Below are 17838 nucleotides of genomic sequence, written 5' to 3'. Positions count from 1 at the left end.
TATTTTAAAATTAAATTTTCATAAACCATTGGTATCACCTATGTTTTTTAAATCTAAATATTGTATCGCGCTCGTGGCGTTGTTATGTTGCTTATCTGTAAATGCACATGAAATTTATGTTTCCACCAGTGGAAATGATTTAAACTCCGGAACTAAAGATCAACCGGTAGCTACCCTTGCCACTGCTTTGCGTAAGGTAAGGAATTTACGAAGGTTGCATAAGATAGCACCAAATGAACCTGTGGAAATCATCCTAAAGGCTGGGGTATATCAGTTGTATGAACCTATTTTAATTCGGAGTGAGGACTCTGGAACTCCAGGATCTCCAACAATTATAAGATCTGAAAGCGAGTCAAATGCTGTTTTGTCTTCAGGTGTGGAGCTTAGTAACTGGAAGCCTAACACTGCTCAGGTTCCAGGGATTCCTGAATCCATCAGTCGAGAGTTGTGGGTTACAGATATGCCTAAAACAGGGGGACGTACGCTTGATTTTAGGCAGCTTTGGGTGGATGGAGAAAAAGCCAAAAGAGCCACCAATCTTGGAGAAGAAGAATTAGACCGGATTTTGTCTGTAGACAATGAGAATGAAATTCTTTGGATTCCAACGCCAAAATGGGATTTTTCAAATGTGGAGGACCTGGAGTTTGTCATCCATCAGTGGTGGGCTATTGCGAATCTTCGCGTAAAGTCATTAGAGGTAAAAGGAGATCGTACGGCAGTGCGTTTTCACCAACCTGAAAGTAAAATTGAATTTGAACATCCTTGGCCGGCACCTTTTATCGACGATAAAAAGGAGTATAATGGAAACTCTGCCTTTTACTTTATGGGAGCGGCTGAACTTTTGGATCAGCCTGGAGAGTGGTATGTGGATTACAAGGCCTCCAAGCTGTATTATTATCCCAAATCTAAACAGCAGATCAACAGTTCTAAATTGGTGGTTCCTTCTCTTGAAACTCTTGTGGAAATAAAGGGAAACAGCAGTGTAAAGGTATCTAATGTTTATTTTAAAAATATAAGCTTTCAGCACAGTACCTGGATGCGTCCTTCTGAAAAGGGACATGTTCCTTTACAGGCGGGCTGGTCATTGGTGGATGCGTATAAACTTCAACAGCCGGGTACTGAGGATAAGGCGAGTCTGGAGAATCAGGCTTGGGTTGAAAGACAGCCTGCCGCAGTCGAGGTTTCCAATGCCGAGGACATAAAATTTGAGCGTTGTGAATTTAAACATATGGCAGCCACCGGACTTGATTATATTGTCGGGGTGTCAAATAGTAAGATTATCGGAAACGTTTTTAACGATATAGGCGGGACTGCTATTCAGGCAGGTTTTTTCGGTAGCCCTGATTTTGAGGCACACCTTCCTTATGTTCCAACTGATGAAAGGGAGGTCGTACATCATTTGGATATCGAAAACAATTATATTGAGGATGCAACCAATGAGGATTGGGGTTGTGTAGGCATTAGTATAGGCGTTGCTCATGATATTAATATATCTCATAATGAGGTCTTTGATGTGAATTATAGTGGAATCTGTGTCGGTTGGAGTTGGACAAAAACGATTTCTATAGCAAAGAACAATCGTATTTATGCCAATCGCATTCATCGCTTTGCCAAACAGATGTACGATGTTGGGGGTATTTATACCTTGTCAGCACAACCCAATACAGTGATTAGCGAAAATGCCATTTATGATTTAGAAAAGGCGCCGTATGCACATATGCCTGATCACCATCAATATATTTACTTTGATGAAGGCTCCTCTTACATTCTTGCGGAGAACAATTGGACGGAAAGAGATAAATTCTTTTCCAACAGTCCCGGTCCCGGAAATGAGTGGAAAAATAACGGTCCCAAAGTATCTAAAGAGATAAAGAAAAAAGCCGGTTTACAACCTGAATTTCAAAATATTAAGTTTTAATACCCATGGAAAATAAGAAATTAAGACTGGGCATCCTTGGTCTTGGAGAAGGAAGGAGTACCATGTCTGCTGCACTTTCAAGTCCTAAGGTCGATTTAGTTAAGATATGTGATCGCAATCTGGAGCTCTGCAAGCAAAGAGCTAAAGAGTTTGATTTTCATCAGTACACAACTGATTTTCAGGATTTGTTGGATGATGATTCTATTGAAGCCATAGCGATTTATACACCTGACCATTTACATGCAGCGCATATTAAACTTGCTCTGCAGCACCACAAACATGTGGTTTGTACCAAACCTTTGATAGACGATTTGAATCAGGCCGTTGAATTGCTTGAGTTACAGCAAAAGGTAGGGAAAAGAGTATTTGTAGGGCAAAGTAGCCGTTTTTTTGAACCGATGCGTAAACAGCGTTTGGATTTCGATGCGGGTCTTATCGGTGAATTGGTTACCGTTGAATCATATTATAATGCAGATCACCGTTGGTTTTTAGCAAAGCCATGGGCGCGGGAAGAACGCTTTAAATGGTTGTATGGTGGATTGAGCCACCCAGTAGATTTTATCAGATGGTATTTGCCGAATATTGATCAGGTGATGGGTTATGGGATGCTCAGTCAAAACGGTAAAGAAGGTGGATTAAAAAACGCCGATACAATGCAGTTTATTTTTAAATCTACTGATGGAAGAATTGCGAGAGTCTCGGGTGCATACGGCGGACCTGTTCAACCGGTGCAACGCGATAGTGAAATGAGCTGTATTTTGCGCGGTAGCCTTGGTTGTAGTCAAGGAGATTATATGGATCTTCGCTATGCCATAACGAATAAAAACGGAGAGGAGCATATTCAAACCTGGGAACACAAACTCAAGCATTTTTTTAGATTTGAGGGAAAGAGTCATCACGCAGGGGAGTACGAAAATTACTTAAACTATTTTGCTGATAGTATTCGGGAGGGCTTTACGGCATATCCGGATCTTAAAGAAGGTATTGGTACCATTGTGCTTCTCAAGGCCATGGAAAAATCACTAGCCTCCGGAGAACCTGAAAATATAGCAGCTGTCAGAGACCAATATCAACTGGAGAACTATCTAAAATAATTCACTTATATGAATGTTCATGAAGAATTAACCATCACTGATTTCATTGTTGTAGGGGCTTATATTTTAATTTTGGTGGGCATTGGGTTCTGGGTGAGTATCCGTCAAAAAAACAGCGGAGACGGTAATCTTTTTTTAGCCGGAAATTCATTGAATTGGACCAGCATCGGATTTACCATGTGGGGAACCAATGTAGGACCTTCCATGCTGATAGCTTCTGCCAGTATTGGATATACAACCGGAGTAGTGGCTGGTAACTTTGCCTGGTACGCCTTTATATTTATTTTTCTACTTGCGGTGGTTTTTGCACCCCGTTATATGGGCGCCAGGGTTCAAACTTTACCTGAGTTTATGGGGAAGCGCTTTGGGGATACCACTCGTGGTATTTTGGCCTGGTACACCATTGTGACGATTTTAATTAGTTGGTTGTCACTCACACTTTTCGCCGGAGGTATTTTGATTCAGCAGATGTTGGGAATTCCGATGTGGCTCTCGATCATAGTTTTGATTATCATAGCGGCGTTTTTCACCATTGCCGGAGGTCTAAAGGCAATTGCCTATACCAATGTATTTCAGATGGTATTATTGATTGTGGTGTCTTTGGCATTAACCATTACCGGTGTTTTTGAGGTGGGTGGACTGGACGGACTTTTGGCGAAAACTCCTGACCATTATTGGAATTTGTTACTACCCACAGATGATGCGAGTTATCCCTGGCATGCCATTTTGTTAGGTTACCCTGTAATGGGCGTTTGGTTTTGGTGTACGGACCAATCCATGGTACAATCAGTTTTGGGAGCAAAAAATAATAAACAGGGACAACTGGGATCTAATTTTACGGCCTGGTTAAAAATTTTGGATGTTCCCTTATTTATTCTTCCCGGAATACTTTGTTTCATACTCTATCCTGATCTTCAAAATCCGGATGAGGCTTATATGACCATGGTCACCAGTATGTTTCCGCAAGGAATGATAGGGCTGGTTATGGCAGTGTTAATTGCTGCATTGGTGAGCACCATTGATTCCGCCCTCAATGCTTTGAGCACCGTATTTACTATGGATGTTTATGTGAAGAAATACAAACCGGATGCCACCGGAAAACAAGTGGTAAAAATCGGTAGGGTGGTTACGGTTATCGGAGCGGTTATTGCCATTTTTATTACACTTGCCATCAATAGTATTAAGGGACTGAATCTTTTTGATATTTTTCAATCAATATTGGGCTTTATAGCCCCTCCAATGTCTGTGGTATTTTTATTTGGGGTATTGTGGAAGCGTTCAACTACCAAGGCTACAAATTTTATTTTACTGTTTGGAACCTTTTTAAGCCTTGGAGTCGGTGTCTTTTACCTCTGGATTTTTCCAGCGGCAGATTATCCTTTTTGGCCACATTTTCTAATGCTTTCTTTTTACATTTTTGTGCTGTTATCCATACTAATAGTGGTGATCTCACTACTTGATAAATCGCAACATCAGTTCAAAAGTACATTGGACTATGGTACACTGCCAAAACTGTCTCCTACAGCCAAGGTGTTATGGGTGAGTTTGTTTGTGGTTATGATAGGTCTTTATCTATTGTTTAACGGTCATTAGTACAGGAGCGGTTTTGATATCTAATAGAACTTTATTTTACCTAATTATTTTTATTGCCGAATCTTGGTAAACGACGTGTATATTTTATTTACAAATAACCTTCTTATTATATCTAAGTACATGATAAAAATTGTAAAATATTGATATTAAATTTTTTACACTCTGTTAATTGCACTCTAGACAAGCTTTGCACGGTATGTTAGAGCGTGTTATTACAAGTTCACATGTTACCGTAGCAGTCTTTGAATACCAATACTACCCTAGCCAAGGCTAAAAAGGGCGCTTACATCCCATCGACACTCCGTGATCAATGGGTTTTATACGCCGACTTATAAATCATGTCAGTACATTTAAATAGGCTGTGGAAACAAAAAAATCAAAGACAATTAATTTTACGTAAATAATTAATATATTTGTACGTAAATAATTTTGTAATGGATAAAAAGCTCACATTAAGTTTAAACGAAAATATTATTGAGACCGCTAAACTTTATGCTAAGTCTAATAATACGAGTCTATCGAAATTAATAGAATCCTATTTAGGAACTCTTACTGAACGAGAAAAAAAGAAAAATGAAATCACACCTTTGGTGAAAAGTCTAAGTGGAGTTATTTCAATAGATGATGATTTGGATATAAAAGATGAATATGCTAAATATTTAATTGAGAAATACAAATGAAAAAAATATTGATTGACACCAATATAGTAATTGATTTGCTATCACAAAGAAAAGATTTTTATAATGATGCAGCAGATCTATTTTCTCAAGCCGATAAAAAAGAATTGAAACTTACAATCTCATCCATAACATTTGCTAATACAAATTACATTCTCACAAAATTAAAATCAGCTAAAGAAGCGAGGGAGATTTTGAGAAAATTTAAAGTGCTCGTTGAACTATTAAGTTTAGATGATAAAATCACCGAACTTGCATTAAGTGATGAAAGTTTTCCAGATTTTGAGGACGGACTTCAATATTATTCAGCAATTGAAAATGAAGTGGATATTATTATAACGAGAAACAAAAAGGATTTTAAAAACTCCAAGTTACCAATTTTAACGGCTAAAGAATATTTAGCTAGCAAATAATTCTTATGGCTAACAGCGGAAATGAAAGTCTAAAATTAAACTCCCTAAAGCTCTGTTTGATTGGCTATTTAGAAAAAATTATTGGTGACCGCTGGTCTAGCCCTTAGTCGTACTCGACAGTTGTTTCATGAACAGGTATTTGAAGAAGTGGAGTGGCGATGTGCACAGGGCGTCAGTCTTTTTTTTAAAGCTATCATGCAACATATTTTGACCGTTTTTAGCTTACTATTTTTAACCTGAAACTAAGCTACATTGTAATTTAAAAGCCCTTAAAAGGACGTATATAAATAATTATTTTTACAGTGAAAGATAATAGCTTTCAGAATGGAATAAGCGGAAACAAAGGATATTTAATGCTTCACAAATTAAAACAGCAATAGATCATATTAAAAATTATTCTCATTTAGAGCAGCTAATTTTGAGTTCTGAATTGACTTTAAGAATTTCAAAATAACGACTCCAACTCAATTGGTCAGACACCGTCTGACCAATTGGAAATGTAAGGTAGAGCTTGCGAAATGTTTTAAGATTTGTTCGACTAAAACCTTTGCCAAACTCTAAGCTTAAATCTTTGGATAACTTATTGACTAGTTCACTTCCATACTCGACTTATTATCACCCTTTTGTTTAAACTCAACAATATACTTTCCGATATACCAATAGGTTTGTAGTAAAATAGTATTTATTGCACGAGCGGATTGCGTCCTCCTAATTTGTTGCAATAATTCTGCAATGGATGATTTTAATAATTCGTTAAGATTTGTTTTTAGGAATGATGTCTTTTTTATTCATTTGATTTTCGAATTAGTCTCAGTTCTATTGACTTCTCAATGCGTAGATAATATCATTATTACTTATTGCTTTAACCTCACACGTGTTTCTTTGTTAATTGTCGTTTCCCTAAACCCCCAAAACAATAGCTGCATCAATGTCCAGTTTTTTGCTGATTTCTCTAGCTACCTTTAAAGTGGGTTCACTTTTTCCTGTAAGGTATTCGCTAACTCTGGACGTACTAACTCCAATAAGTTCAGATAATCCTTTTTGATTCAGGCTCTTTTCAGCCATACGTAGTTTTATAATCTCAGCTAATGTAGGCTTTGCAACAGTATAGGTACGTTCTTCATAATCTGCAATAAGGTCAGATAATATGTTGAGTTCAATATAACCGCTTTCATCAGAATTTTCTATATTATTGCTGTCTTGTAAATGCACTTCCATGCGTTGCACGATAGTTTTGTACTCCTTCTCTGTTTTTATCATATAAACTTTTTTAGCATTAAATGAAATAACAGCCACGAGCCTATTATTGTTTCATTTTATGTTGAACACGAACCGGTGGTTTCCTACATAATCAGCACTATTAAAATCCTGCCTTAAATCATTGATATTATCCCAGTTTTTCCAGAGCATCCTTTCCTGTCTTACCAAACCAAATACAAAGCCCAGTACTATACCTTTAAATAGTACAAAGGCAAAGCTTGCAAAAATAATGCCCAGTTAGAAGTGAATGCACCACTTCTAAGTTCAACGATAAAGTACTGCAAACCATCCCTTAGCTGTAGAACAAACTTATGTGAAATTAATTTGTTTTACACCCCAAATCCAACTATTTTTAAACTATAATCGGTAGTTTTAAGGTAGACTGCCGCCGGTACCAACCTAGAAACAAACTATGAGACTACAAATACCATTCTTAGTTCTATTCTTATTTTCAGTAAAAACATTTGCTTGTTCCTGCTCATATAATCCTGATTTTAAAACAAAAGAAGATTTAAGCGATTATGATTTCATTGCTCACGTGAAAATTACTGAAATCAAAAAAGCCGAAAATATCGAAACGGACTTTTATATACACCTAATGGGTTTCGAAATTTTGGAATTATATAAAGGCGAAAATATAGAAAGCATTCTCGTATCAGGATCTCATCACTCCTTAGAAATAGGTTGGACATCCTGTGATTTAGGAGAAAGTATAGGTGATCAATGGATCATTTTCGGTTATTACAATGAGAATTTTAAAAAGTCTATTACTGGCTATTGCACTCGTTCCAAAAGGATAAAAATGTTTAATGGATATGAAAATGTTAAATATCCGAATGAGTTGACCTTAAAGAAAAAATTACAACAATTATTTGATAAAGAACAAATTGAACCGGAATACCAGGGGAAAAGATTAGAATATTATCAAAATGGAAATAAACAGTTAGAAGAATATTATGAAAACGGACTGCTAAATGGTAAGAGAAATATATGGTATCCAAATGAAGTTGTTCAAAGTACACAAAGCTATCTGAAAGGAAAGAAAAATGGGGTTTTTAAATGGTATTCAGGCAAAGGAAATTTAACTAAAATTGAAAAATTCGATAACGATATTCCCATTGACACTACAATTTTTTGGAGAGAAATAGATACTTCATATTTGCATTTGAAAATATATTCAGACTTAAATGGCGTTGACTTAAAACAGGCTAAAGAACTACTTTCCAAAAGAAAAATTTGGATAGAAAGAGTTTACAACGATAAAGGGCAGATATTGTCAAATATTGTCTTTCGTCAAAATGGAGAAAAGCAAGAAGAAACAATTTATTACCCCGACCAAGACAAGGAAATTGTTAGGTATTTTCATAAAAATGGAGTTTTAAGCTCTGAAATGTTTCGTGAAAAGGGAAAAACAACAGGGATTTATAAAGATTGGGACGGAAATGGAAGATTATTGAGGTCTTGGCAATATGATGAAAATGGGGAAATAATTGAAGAAACGAGGAAAAGATATTAAAAAGCTATGTGATTTTAAACCAGCATACGGCTTTATTTATAGAAACAACTCCTAAATTTAGAGAGCTTAATTGGGTTGAAGATAAAGGTAAATTTCGGATCCATATATATAAATATGATTTTCTCCCAAATCGGGTAATCCCCAATATTGACCAAGAACCAGCATGCTTCAGTGCATCCAGACACTGTACTATTTATGTCATACAGGTAGGTAGAGGATAAGCATCCATTGAATTTTTAGCAATTTTAGCGCTTAACTCTATATTGATGCGAAATTTTATTAAAAAATTAAAAGTTGAGTATTTACTTGGTATGATTTTACTAGCACTGTTTGTGGTGCCTACAAGTCTAAATGCTCAGGATAATTCTAAAAATACTGATGCGACCTGGATTTGGTATCCCGGTGATTATGAAATTTGGTTGAGTAATCAAATGCAAGCCAAAAGAACGGAGCGTGGGGCATTTTTCCCGCCGCTATGGCGTTATTACAGTCCTTATTCCCTGGTGACCTTTCGTAAGAAACTATCGCTTGATCAAAACGATGTGGTAGAAATCCATACAGAGGGTCAGGCTAAAATCCAATTGGATGGAAAAATGTATTACGGAGATCCTAAGGCGCTCGAAATCCCCGCAGGTGATCATATACTAACAATCAAGGTTTACAATCAAGAGGCAACACCCTCTTTATTTGTAAAAGGAAATAACGTGATTACCGACGCTTCCTGGGAGGTTACCTATGAGGATAAAGAATGGATTGATGCCAGTGGGCGAACCTCAGGAGAATCCGGTACCCACTGGGATCAGGTAGGGAGCTGGGATTTTGACAATAAGGAGGATTTGCCTTCAGAGTTCCGTTTGGAAACCAAACCTAAAAAGGCTGTTAAAATTACACCGCATAAGAAAGGATATCTTGTTGATTTTGGAGAAGAAACTTTTGGTTTTGTAAAACTTCACGGTCTGGAAGGCTCTGGCGATCTGAATGTATATTACGGAGAGTCAGAAGAAGAAGCTCGCTCTGAGGAGTTTTGTGAGACCTTGGATCGATTGGAATTTGATGGCAGTCAGGCTTCGGATTTTCTTATCGATCAAAGCAGGGCTTTTCGTTATGTCAATGTACAACCCGAAGACGGAATTCAATTGGATTCTGTATCCATGCTATATGAGTACTTGCCTTTAGAGTACAAAGGAGCATTTAACTCTTCCGATGAGCTGCTCAATGAAATCTGGGATGTTTCGGCCTATACCATGCATCTGACTTCCAGGGAGTTTTTTATAGACGGTATTAAACGAGATCGTTGGATCTGGTCAGGAGATGCGTATCAGAGTTATTTGATGAACTATTATTTATTTAATGATAACCCTTCGGTTAAAAGAACTACCTACGCCTTAAGGGGCAAGGATCCGGTGAACAGTCATATCAATACGATTATGGATTACTCCTTCTATTGGTTTATGGGGATCTACGATTATTATCTGTTCTCGGGGGATGAGGATTTTATAAAACAAATCTATCCTCGAATGAAATCCCTGATGGAATTTTGTTTAGAGCGACGCAATGCAAATGGAATGGTGGAAGGTTTGCCTGGAGATTGGGTATTTATCGATTGGGCTGATGGTCTGAGTAAGGAAGGAGAGGTAAGTTTTGAGCAACTTCTTTTTGCAAGATCTTTAGAGACTATGGCCATATGTGCTGAGATTAACGGGGAACCTGATGCTGTTAAGCGGTATAATGGTTTGGCTGAAGATTTAAAACAGAAGATTCAGACTGAATTTTGGTCCGATGAGCAGCAGGCATTTATTCATAACCGTGTTGAAGGGGAACTCACCGATAAGGTGACGCGATATACCAATATGTTTGCTATCTTTTTTGATTATGTGAATGCTGAAAAAGAGGCACAGATCAAAGAACATGTTTTACTTAATGACCAGGTGCAACAAATCACTACGCCTTATATGCGTTTTTATGAGTTGGAGGCTTTATGTGCCTTGGGCGAGCAGGAATATGTTTTGGATGAAATCCGAGATTACTGGGGAGGCATGCTAGAATTAGGAGCGACTTCGTTCTGGGAAAAATATGATCCCACAGAAAAGGGTGTTGAGCAACTGGCCATGTATGGACGTCCATTCGGTAAAAGTTTATGTCATGCATGGGGAGCAAGCCCGATCTATCTTTTCGGTAGGTATTATTTAGGTGTTCAACCTACAGCTCCAGGGTATGCATCCTATGAAATTCGTCCGAATTTGGGCGGTTTGAAATGGATGGAGGGAAAGGTACCTACACCTAAGGGACCTATTTCTGTATATGCGGATCGACGAGAAATTAAAATAAATGGTATAAAGGGAGCGGGTAAACTGATTTTTAAAAGTCGAAACACACCCAGTGGAGCTGCCGGAATTCAATCCCTTGGAGATGATGCTTATGAACTTGCCATTGAGACTGACCGGGAATATAAAATTAAGTACAAGGCGCTATAGTGCCTTATAAAATACGATTACATGTTTACAAAAAAATATTTTGAAGAATTTGAGGTGGGACAGACCAGATCAACTTTGGGTCGAACCATTACGGAGACTGATATAGTGATGCATGCAGGGCAGACAGGAGATTTTTTCCCGCACCATATGGATGCTGAGTGGTGTAAGACACAGGCGTTTAAACAGCGTATTGCTCACGGAACTTTAATTTTTTCGGTGGCTGTTGGTATGACGGCCAGTGTTATTAATGAGGTTGCTATGACCTATGGGTATGAACGACTGAGATTTATTAGACCTGTTTTTATTGGGGACACTATAAGAGTTCAAATTACGATCTCCGATAAACAACCTCATAAAAAACCTGCATTTGGATTGGTTACTGAAAAAGTAGAAGTATTAAATCAAAATGATGAGCTGGTAATGGTTTGTGAACATCTTTTACTAACAGAAAAAAGCGCTGATGAGTAAAGCACCAAAAATATTAAAAGGGATCACATGGGGACACAGTAGGGGCATACTTCCGCTACAAGCCTGCTCACAACGGATCAAGGAGCTGTATCCAGATGTAGAAATTCAGTGGAAACAGCGTACTCTACAAGAATTTGCTGATTATCCTATTGAAAAACTTACAGAACATTATGATTTGTTGATCATCGATCACCCCTGGGTGGGGTGTGCAGCCGACAACAAATGTGTGTTACCTTTAGATCAGTATCTATCCGCGGATTTTATGCAGAATCAACAAGACCACCAAGTAGGAGGTTCTCATGACAGCTACAACTATAAAGGACATCAATGGGCTTTGGCGATTGATGCGGCTACACCTGTAGCAAGTTATAGAGCGGACTTGCTTGAACAATATGAGACGCCTGTACCTACCACCTGGGAGGATGTATTACAACTGGCCAAAAAAGGAAAGGTGGCTGCGCCTTCAATACCGATTGACTTACTGATGAATTTTTATATGTTCAGCCAAATTCATGGAGAAAAACCTTTTACCGATACAGATAAAGTGGTCCCAGACAGTACCGGAGAATTGGTACTGGAAAGTATGAAGGAATTTTACAGTCTGTTAGATGAAGAGCTCTTTACTGCCAATCCTATCAAGGTAGCTGAGCTGATGAGTCGCACAAATCGGTTTTGGTATTGTCCTTTTGCATATGGGTATTCCAATTACTCCAGGGAGGGCTATGCGCAATATCCATTGCGGTATGCCAATATTGTCAGCTATAATGATGTTCCGATGCGAAGTACCTTAGGGGGGACAGGGCTGGCAATCTCCTCTTTTAGTTCCTATAAGGAAGAAGCGGTGCGCTTTGCTGAAATGCTGGCCAGTGAAAACTATCAACGCACTGAATATGTTATGCATGGAGGTCAACCTGGTCATCGGAAGGCATGGTTGGATCCTCGAAATAACATCCTTACAGCTGATTTTTTCCAAAGTACCATAGCTACGCTGGACAATGCTTATTTACGTCCTCGCTATCACGGGTATCTTGATTTTCAGGATGAGGCCGGGGATTATGTTCATGATTATTTACTGGGTAAAATATCGAAGGTCAAGTCATTGGAAAAAATAAATACTGCATATAGAAATAGCAAGAAATTAATCTATGGCAATTAAGCAGAATTCAAAGCCGCTAGATGGTATTTTGGTACTGGAGTTTTGCCAATACCTTTCCGGACCTTCTGCAGGATTACGTCTGGCGGATATGGGGGCAAGGGTGATTAAAATTGAAAACCCAAACAAAGGCGATCTTTGCCGGATATTACCCATAAAGGATCAATGGGTGGGAGATAATTCATTGCTCTTTCATACCATAAATAGAAATAAAGAAAGCTATATAGCCAATTTAAAGTCGGATACAGAGCTGGAATCAGTCAAAAAATTAATCGCCAAGGCGGATGTGCTTATTCACAACTTCAGACCTGGGGTAATGGAGAAACTCGGACTGGGTTTTGATCAACTAGATGCCGTAAATTCCAGACTTGTGTATGCAGAAATAAGTGGTTATGGATCTCATGGACCATGGGCTAAAAAACCGGGTCAGGATTTATTACTTCAGGCTATGAGCGGTTTGATGTATGCCAGCGGTGATGATCAGGATGCGCCAACTCCTTTTGGTTTGGCCATTGGAGATATGTTGTGTGGAGCTCAGGTTGTACAGGCTGTTTTGGCAGGCTTACTATATAGAAATCGAAAAAATAAGGCTGTTAAGGTTCAGGTGAGTCTTTTGGAATCTTTAATCGATTTTCAGTTTGAACTTTTTACCACCTATTTTACCTCTGGAAAATTACCGCAGCGCTCGGCAAAAAATAATGCACATTCCTTATTGGCTGCACCCTATGGGATATACCAGACTAAGGACAGCTATATCGCACTGGCTATGATACCGCTCGAGGATCTCAAAATTACTCTTAATTGCGCAGGGCTTATGGCCTATGACCAGTCCATGGCATTTTCTAAACGGGATGAAATAAAAGCGGTATTGGCCATATTTTTCAAACATGAGACTGCAGGTTTTTGGATGGAAAAATTCCTTAGAGAGGGGATTTGGGCTACGGAATTAAAAAATTGGAAAACCTTAAAAAAAGAAGAGGGCTATAAGCAAATGGAGCTTGAACAGCTTATTGAAATCGCTAAAGATAGAACGATCAAAACTAATCGTTGTCCCATTCGAATTGATGGAGCGGTATTATGGGGTGCAAGCCCTGCTCCTGAACTGGGGCAACACACAGATCAAATTCAAAAAGAGTTTGCATTGTAATGGAAACAACGAAACGATTAAGACAAACATCATGAAATTATTGGAGGGCATTACAATTGTAGATTTTTCTCAGTTTTTATCAGGGCCATCTGCGAGTCTTCGTCTGGCGGATTTTGGTGCTCGTGTGATTAAGATTGAAAAGCCTTTAACGGGAGATATATGCCGTCAGTTATATGTGTCGGAAGTAGAGGTTGGTGGTGATTCTACTTTATTCCATACCATTAACCGAAATAAAGAAAGCTTTGTGGCTGATCTGAAAGATGAAAAGGACCGGCAGAAGGTATATCGGCTGATTGAAAAAGCTGATGTACTGATCCATAATTTCCGTCCAGGTGTTATGGAACGTCTGGGGTTTTCATATTCAAAAGTAAAAAGCATTAAACCGGATATTATTTATGCTGGCATAAGTGGTTATGGAGAGCAAGGGCCATGGAGCGGACTCCCTGGTCAGGATTTGTTATTACAATCCATAACGGGAATCCCTTATTTAAACGGAGAAGCTGATAAACTGCCAACGCCTATGGGGGTTAGTGTGGTAGATATTCTTGCCGGTGCACAGTTGGTACAAGGAATACTGGCAGCACTTTTAAAAAGGGATGCGACATCAAAGGGTTCTCTGGTGCAGCTGAGCATGCTGGAAACCTCCCTAGATTTTCAGTTTGAGGTGTTTACCACTTTTTTAAACGATGGGGAGGAACTTCCGCAGCGTAGCCATAAAAATCACGCGCATGCCTATATCGCAGCGCCTTATGGGGTATATGAAACCAGTGATGGTTATTTGGCGCTTGCCATGGGAAATATAACCCAACTCGCCAAGCTCCTCAATTGTCCGCCTCTTGAGAGGTATGATGATCCTGAGCGCTGGTTCCGAGAGAGGGATGCGATAAAAGCAGTGTTGGCAGATCATTTAAAAACCCAATCCATTACATATTGGCTGGATATCTTGGAGGCTGCGGATATTTGGTGTGCTAAGGTGCTTACTATTGAAGAGCTTACTAATGAACAGGGGTATAAAGAACTCGATATGGAAATGACCGTTAGTACTACTCAGGGGTTAAACCTTAAAACAACGCGATGTCCTATCAGGGTTAACGGAGAAAAATTAACCGCTACTCAAGGGGCACCTTTGTTAGGGGAACATACCGATGCAATTACCCGAGAATTCGGGTTAAAAAATATTTAGATGAAAATAATAGATACACATATCCATTTATGGGATTTGGAAAATGGCAGTTACCCGTGGCTGGAAGGGGATAGCAGCATTCTAAACCGCTCCTATTTCATGGAAGAATTGGAACAGCAACGCAAAGGCACAACTGTGGAATATGGAATTCTTGTACAGGCTGCGAATAATGATCAGGATACGGCTTATATGCTAAAAGTAGCAGAGGAATCTGATTGGATAAAAGGCGTGGTCGGTTGGCTTCCACTGACGGATCCTGGGCAAAGCGAAAAATTGCTTGAGCAGAAGTACCTTCAAAACTTATATTTTAAAGGGGTAAGACACCTTATTCACAATGAATCTGACCCTAAATGGCTATTGCAAGCCTCTGTACTGGAAAGCCTAGGAATATTGGCTGATAATGAGTTGCCCTTCGATGTGGTAGGAGTGTTGCCGGAGCATTTAGAAACTGCCATAAAAGTGGCAGAGCAACTACCCAATTTAAGCCTTGTGCTCGATCATTTAAATCAGCCACCTATAGCACAAAAATTAAAGTTTGGCAGCTGGGGTACGCTCATGGAAAAAGCTTCCCGGTATCCTAATATACATGTAAAGATATCCGGCTTGGGCACCACAATCGGTCGTCCATTTCAGTGGCTGGCTTCTGATATTTACGAGTACCTGGAGTTTGCTATTAGTAAATTTGGCTACAAACGTTGTTTTCTGGGTGGGGATTGGCCGGTTTCTCTACTGGCTGGAAGTTATACCCATACCTGGAAGCAGTATGAGAATGCCTTGGTTGACTTACTTACGGAAAATGAATTAAAGGGCGTGTGTTTTGAAAATGCTGCGGAGTTCTACAATTTAAAATTAAAATTATGAGTGTTATAGCTGGTGTTGCATTTCATGCTATTGGAGCTGCCTTCGCCGCCCTTTGTTATACCCCACAAAAAAAAGTAAGACAATGGTCCTGGCAAACCTATTGGTTGGCACAGGCATTTGTGTGTTGGTTTTTGCTTCCCATCATAGTTGCTTGGATAACCATTCCAAACCTTATGGAGGTGCTTGAGCAAGCTCCAACTGATGCTATGTGGAAATCTTTCGGTCTCGGGATGGCTTATGGTATCGGTGGTACCGCTTTTGGACTTACGATTCGCTATTTGGGTTTTTCCTTAACCTATGCCATATCCATCGGAATTTCTTGTGTGGTTGGAACCTTGTTGCCACCTCTGGTCAGAGGGGAACTGGCATGGGTATTACAACAATCTGGGTCGATTTGGATAATTGTTGGAATGCTGTTGGGTGTTATTGGAATTACCCTTTGTGGTGTAGCAGGCAGGTTTAAAGAATTGGATTTACTAAAATTTAAAGGTACCAAAGATGAAAATTTTTCAGTGGCTAAAGGCTTGCCTTTGTCTATATTGGCTGGGGTGCTCTCTGCACTTTACGGTTTTTCGATCGACCAGGGACAACCTATAGCCGATATTGCATTTGAACATGGAGCCGGAGGGTTTCAGACCAATGTGGTGTATTTGTTTTCTAACACGGGCGCCTTCGTAACTACGGCAGTGTATTGTATATTTCTTCATAATAAATCCAAAACCTGGAGGGAGTTTAAAACCATAAAAGCACCGAAATTGCATTGGAATTATTTGTTTGCCATACTCACTGGAATGTTGTGGTACTCACAATTCTTTTTCTATGGACTGGGTCATGTACGAATGGGAGCCTATAAATTTACTAGTTGGGCCATCCATATGTTGATGCTGGTACTTTTCAGTATGCTAGCGGGTCTTGCACTGAGAGAATGGAAACAATCCAGGCGTCCCACCATAATGATATTGCTACTGGCTATACTTATTTTAATACTGGCGGTATTTTCACTGACCTTAGGAAATTCATTAACTTCAGGATGATGAACATAAATCCCATAGAAATCATAAGTATAGGCGCCGGAGGTATTGTAAAGGATGCCCATTTACCGGCCTATAAAATTGCAGCCTATCCGGTTGTAGGAATCTATGATATTGATTTGCAGAAGGCAACTCTTCTAGCCGAGGAATTTGATATTCCTCTGGTATTTGAATCCCTAAAACATGCTGTTCAGGCTGCAAATAAAACCACGGTTTTTGATTTGGCGGTTCCCGGAAAGCAAGTTTTGGAAGTATTACAGTCCTTACCTGATCATGCGTCGGTGCTCATTCAGAAACCTATGGGTGAAAATTTGAAAATGGCCAGAGAGATTTTGAGCTGTTGTCGGGACAAAAATTTAAATGCTGCTGTAAACTTTCAACTGCGTTATGCACCTTTTATTACTCGAGCCAAGGAATTGATTGCGGAGCAAAAAATAGGCACCATATGTGATATTGAAATTATAATAAATGTGTACACGCCGTGGCATTTTTGGGATTTTTTAAAAACAGCAGAACGAGTTGAGATATTATATCACAGTATTCATTACGTGGATTTGGTTCGATCCTTTCTTGGCAATCCACAAAAGGTTTATGCAAAATCCATAAAGCATCCGAAAAGTCGTGAACTGGAATCGGTGCGCTCGGCTATATTAATGGATTACGGAGAATTTACTCGTGCAAACATCCTGACCAATCACAATTGTGGTTATGACCAAAAACATCAATGTTCTACGATTAAAATTGAAGGCACTAAAGGAGCCATCCGCATAGAAATCGGATTATTGAAAAACTATCCCACAGGCATGGAAGATACCTTTGAATACATCTTATTTGATGATCAAAAGGGGTGGCGAGAAGAAAAAATACAAGGGACTTGGTTTCCTCATGCCTTTATAGGTTCCATGAGAGAACTTACAAAGTCTACATCTAATGCGCAATATCTTATGGATAACAGTGTGGAGGATTGTATACATACCATGGCAGCTGTAGAGGCTGCTTATATATCAAGTCGGCAAGGGGGAATTACTCCTGATAAACTTTAATTTATTT

Annotated in this window: 16 protein-coding genes and 1 pseudogene; 14 read left to right on the top strand and 3 right to left on the bottom strand. The window is 39.1% G+C overall.

What is annotated here, in order from left to right; translation table 11 throughout:
- Positions 1-40 precede the first annotated feature (40 nt).
- The 5 genes from ACN0TV_RS06550 (at position 41) to ACN0TV_RS06530 (ending at position 5695) form a co-directional block, all read left to right on the top strand.
- Positions 41-1918 (top strand): right-handed parallel beta-helix repeat-containing protein, encoded by a 1878-nt coding sequence (locus ACN0TV_RS06550; RefSeq protein WP_417361302.1) that lies wholly within the window; start codon positions 41-43, stop codon positions 1916-1918.
- Positions 1919-1923: 5 nt separating this feature from the next.
- A complete protein-coding gene (locus tag ACN0TV_RS06545) occupies positions 1924-3012 on the top strand; it encodes a Gfo/Idh/MocA family protein (RefSeq protein WP_417361300.1) in 1089 nt (362 codons plus the stop codon).
- A 9-nt stretch (positions 3013-3021) separates the two neighbouring features.
- On the top strand, positions 3022-4605 hold the full coding sequence (locus ACN0TV_RS06540) for a sodium:solute symporter (protein WP_417361298.1): 1584 nt from the start codon (positions 3022-3024) through the stop codon (positions 4603-4605).
- 434 nt (positions 4606-5039) lie between these two features.
- Entirely contained in the window at positions 5040-5285 is a 246-nt protein-coding gene (locus ACN0TV_RS06535; protein ID WP_417361297.1) for a DUF6364 family protein, read from the top strand.
- Entirely contained in the window at positions 5282-5695 is a 414-nt protein-coding gene (locus ACN0TV_RS06530; RefSeq protein ID WP_417361295.1) for a type II toxin-antitoxin system VapC family toxin, read from the top strand. The genes ACN0TV_RS06535 and ACN0TV_RS06530 overlap by 4 nt, the downstream gene beginning before the upstream one ends.
- Positions 5696-6094: 399 nt before the next feature.
- Here ACN0TV_RS06530 and ACN0TV_RS06525 read toward each other — a convergent pair.
- The 3 genes and pseudogenes from ACN0TV_RS06525 to ACN0TV_RS06515 all read right to left on the bottom strand — a co-directional run.
- Positions 6095-6289, bottom strand: a pseudogene (locus ACN0TV_RS06525) (DUF1016 N-terminal domain-containing protein); the annotation flags it as partial.
- A 306-nt stretch (positions 6290-6595) separates the two neighbouring features.
- Positions 6596-6955 carry a helix-turn-helix domain-containing protein gene (locus ACN0TV_RS06520; protein WP_417361293.1) on the bottom strand — a complete coding sequence of 120 codons (360 nt, stop codon included), beginning with the start codon at positions 6953-6955 and terminating at the stop codon, positions 6596-6598.
- 51 nt (positions 6956-7006) lie between these two features.
- On the bottom strand, positions 7007-7105 hold the full coding sequence (locus tag ACN0TV_RS06515) for a type II toxin-antitoxin system HigB family toxin (RefSeq protein WP_417361291.1): 99 nt from the start codon (positions 7103-7105) through the stop codon (positions 7007-7009).
- Between the two features lie 262 nt (positions 7106-7367).
- On the opposite strand from ACN0TV_RS06515, the gene ACN0TV_RS06510 reads away from it, so the two are divergent.
- The 9 genes from ACN0TV_RS06510 to ACN0TV_RS06470 all read left to right on the top strand — a co-directional run bounded on the left by ACN0TV_RS06510 (position 7368) and on the right by ACN0TV_RS06470 (position 17831).
- On the top strand, positions 7368-8471 hold the full coding sequence (locus ACN0TV_RS06510; RefSeq protein ID WP_417361287.1) for a hypothetical protein: 1104 nt from the start codon (positions 7368-7370) through the stop codon (positions 8469-8471).
- Positions 8472-8737: 266 nt separating this feature from the next.
- Positions 8738-10945, top strand: coding sequence for an alpha-L-rhamnosidase C-terminal domain-containing protein (locus ACN0TV_RS06505; protein WP_417361281.1), 2208 nt, complete (start codon positions 8738-8740; stop codon positions 10943-10945).
- A gap of 21 nt (positions 10946-10966) precedes the next feature.
- Entirely contained in the window at positions 10967-11413 is a 447-nt protein-coding gene (locus ACN0TV_RS06500; RefSeq protein ID WP_417361279.1) for a MaoC family dehydratase, read from the top strand.
- A complete protein-coding gene (locus tag ACN0TV_RS06495; RefSeq protein ID WP_417361277.1) occupies positions 11406-12569 on the top strand; it encodes an ABC transporter substrate-binding protein in 1164 nt (387 codons plus the stop codon). Before ACN0TV_RS06500 ends, ACN0TV_RS06495 begins: the two co-directional genes overlap by 8 nt.
- Positions 12559-13713, top strand: a complete 1155-nt coding sequence (locus ACN0TV_RS06490; RefSeq protein ID WP_417361276.1) for a CaiB/BaiF CoA transferase family protein — start codon at positions 12559-12561, stop codon at positions 13711-13713. The genes ACN0TV_RS06495 and ACN0TV_RS06490 overlap by 11 nt, the downstream gene beginning before the upstream one ends.
- 31 nt (positions 13714-13744) lie before the next feature.
- On the top strand, positions 13745-14896 hold the full coding sequence (locus ACN0TV_RS06485) for a CaiB/BaiF CoA transferase family protein (RefSeq protein ID WP_417361274.1): 1152 nt from the start codon (positions 13745-13747) through the stop codon (positions 14894-14896).
- Complete coding sequence (locus ACN0TV_RS06480) at positions 14897-15757, top strand: amidohydrolase family protein (protein ID WP_417361273.1); 861 nt, start codon at positions 14897-14899, stop codon at positions 15755-15757.
- Entirely contained in the window at positions 15754-16791 is a 1038-nt protein-coding gene (locus ACN0TV_RS06475; protein ID WP_417361271.1) for an L-rhamnose/proton symporter RhaT, read from the top strand. The genes ACN0TV_RS06480 and ACN0TV_RS06475 overlap by 4 nt, the downstream gene beginning before the upstream one ends.
- Entirely contained in the window at positions 16788-17831 is a 1044-nt protein-coding gene (locus tag ACN0TV_RS06470) for a Gfo/Idh/MocA family protein (protein ID WP_417361269.1), read from the top strand. The genes ACN0TV_RS06475 and ACN0TV_RS06470 overlap by 4 nt, the downstream gene beginning before the upstream one ends.
- The last annotated feature ends 7 nt before the right edge of the window (positions 17832-17838 follow it).

The sequence above is a fragment of the Galbibacter sp. genome (assembly GCF_048266365.1).
GTDB lineage: Bacteria > Bacteroidota > Bacteroidia > Flavobacteriales > Flavobacteriaceae > Galbibacter.
Note: the sequence above shows the minus strand (reverse complement) of the source record. Positions and strands in the feature narration are given on the sequence as shown.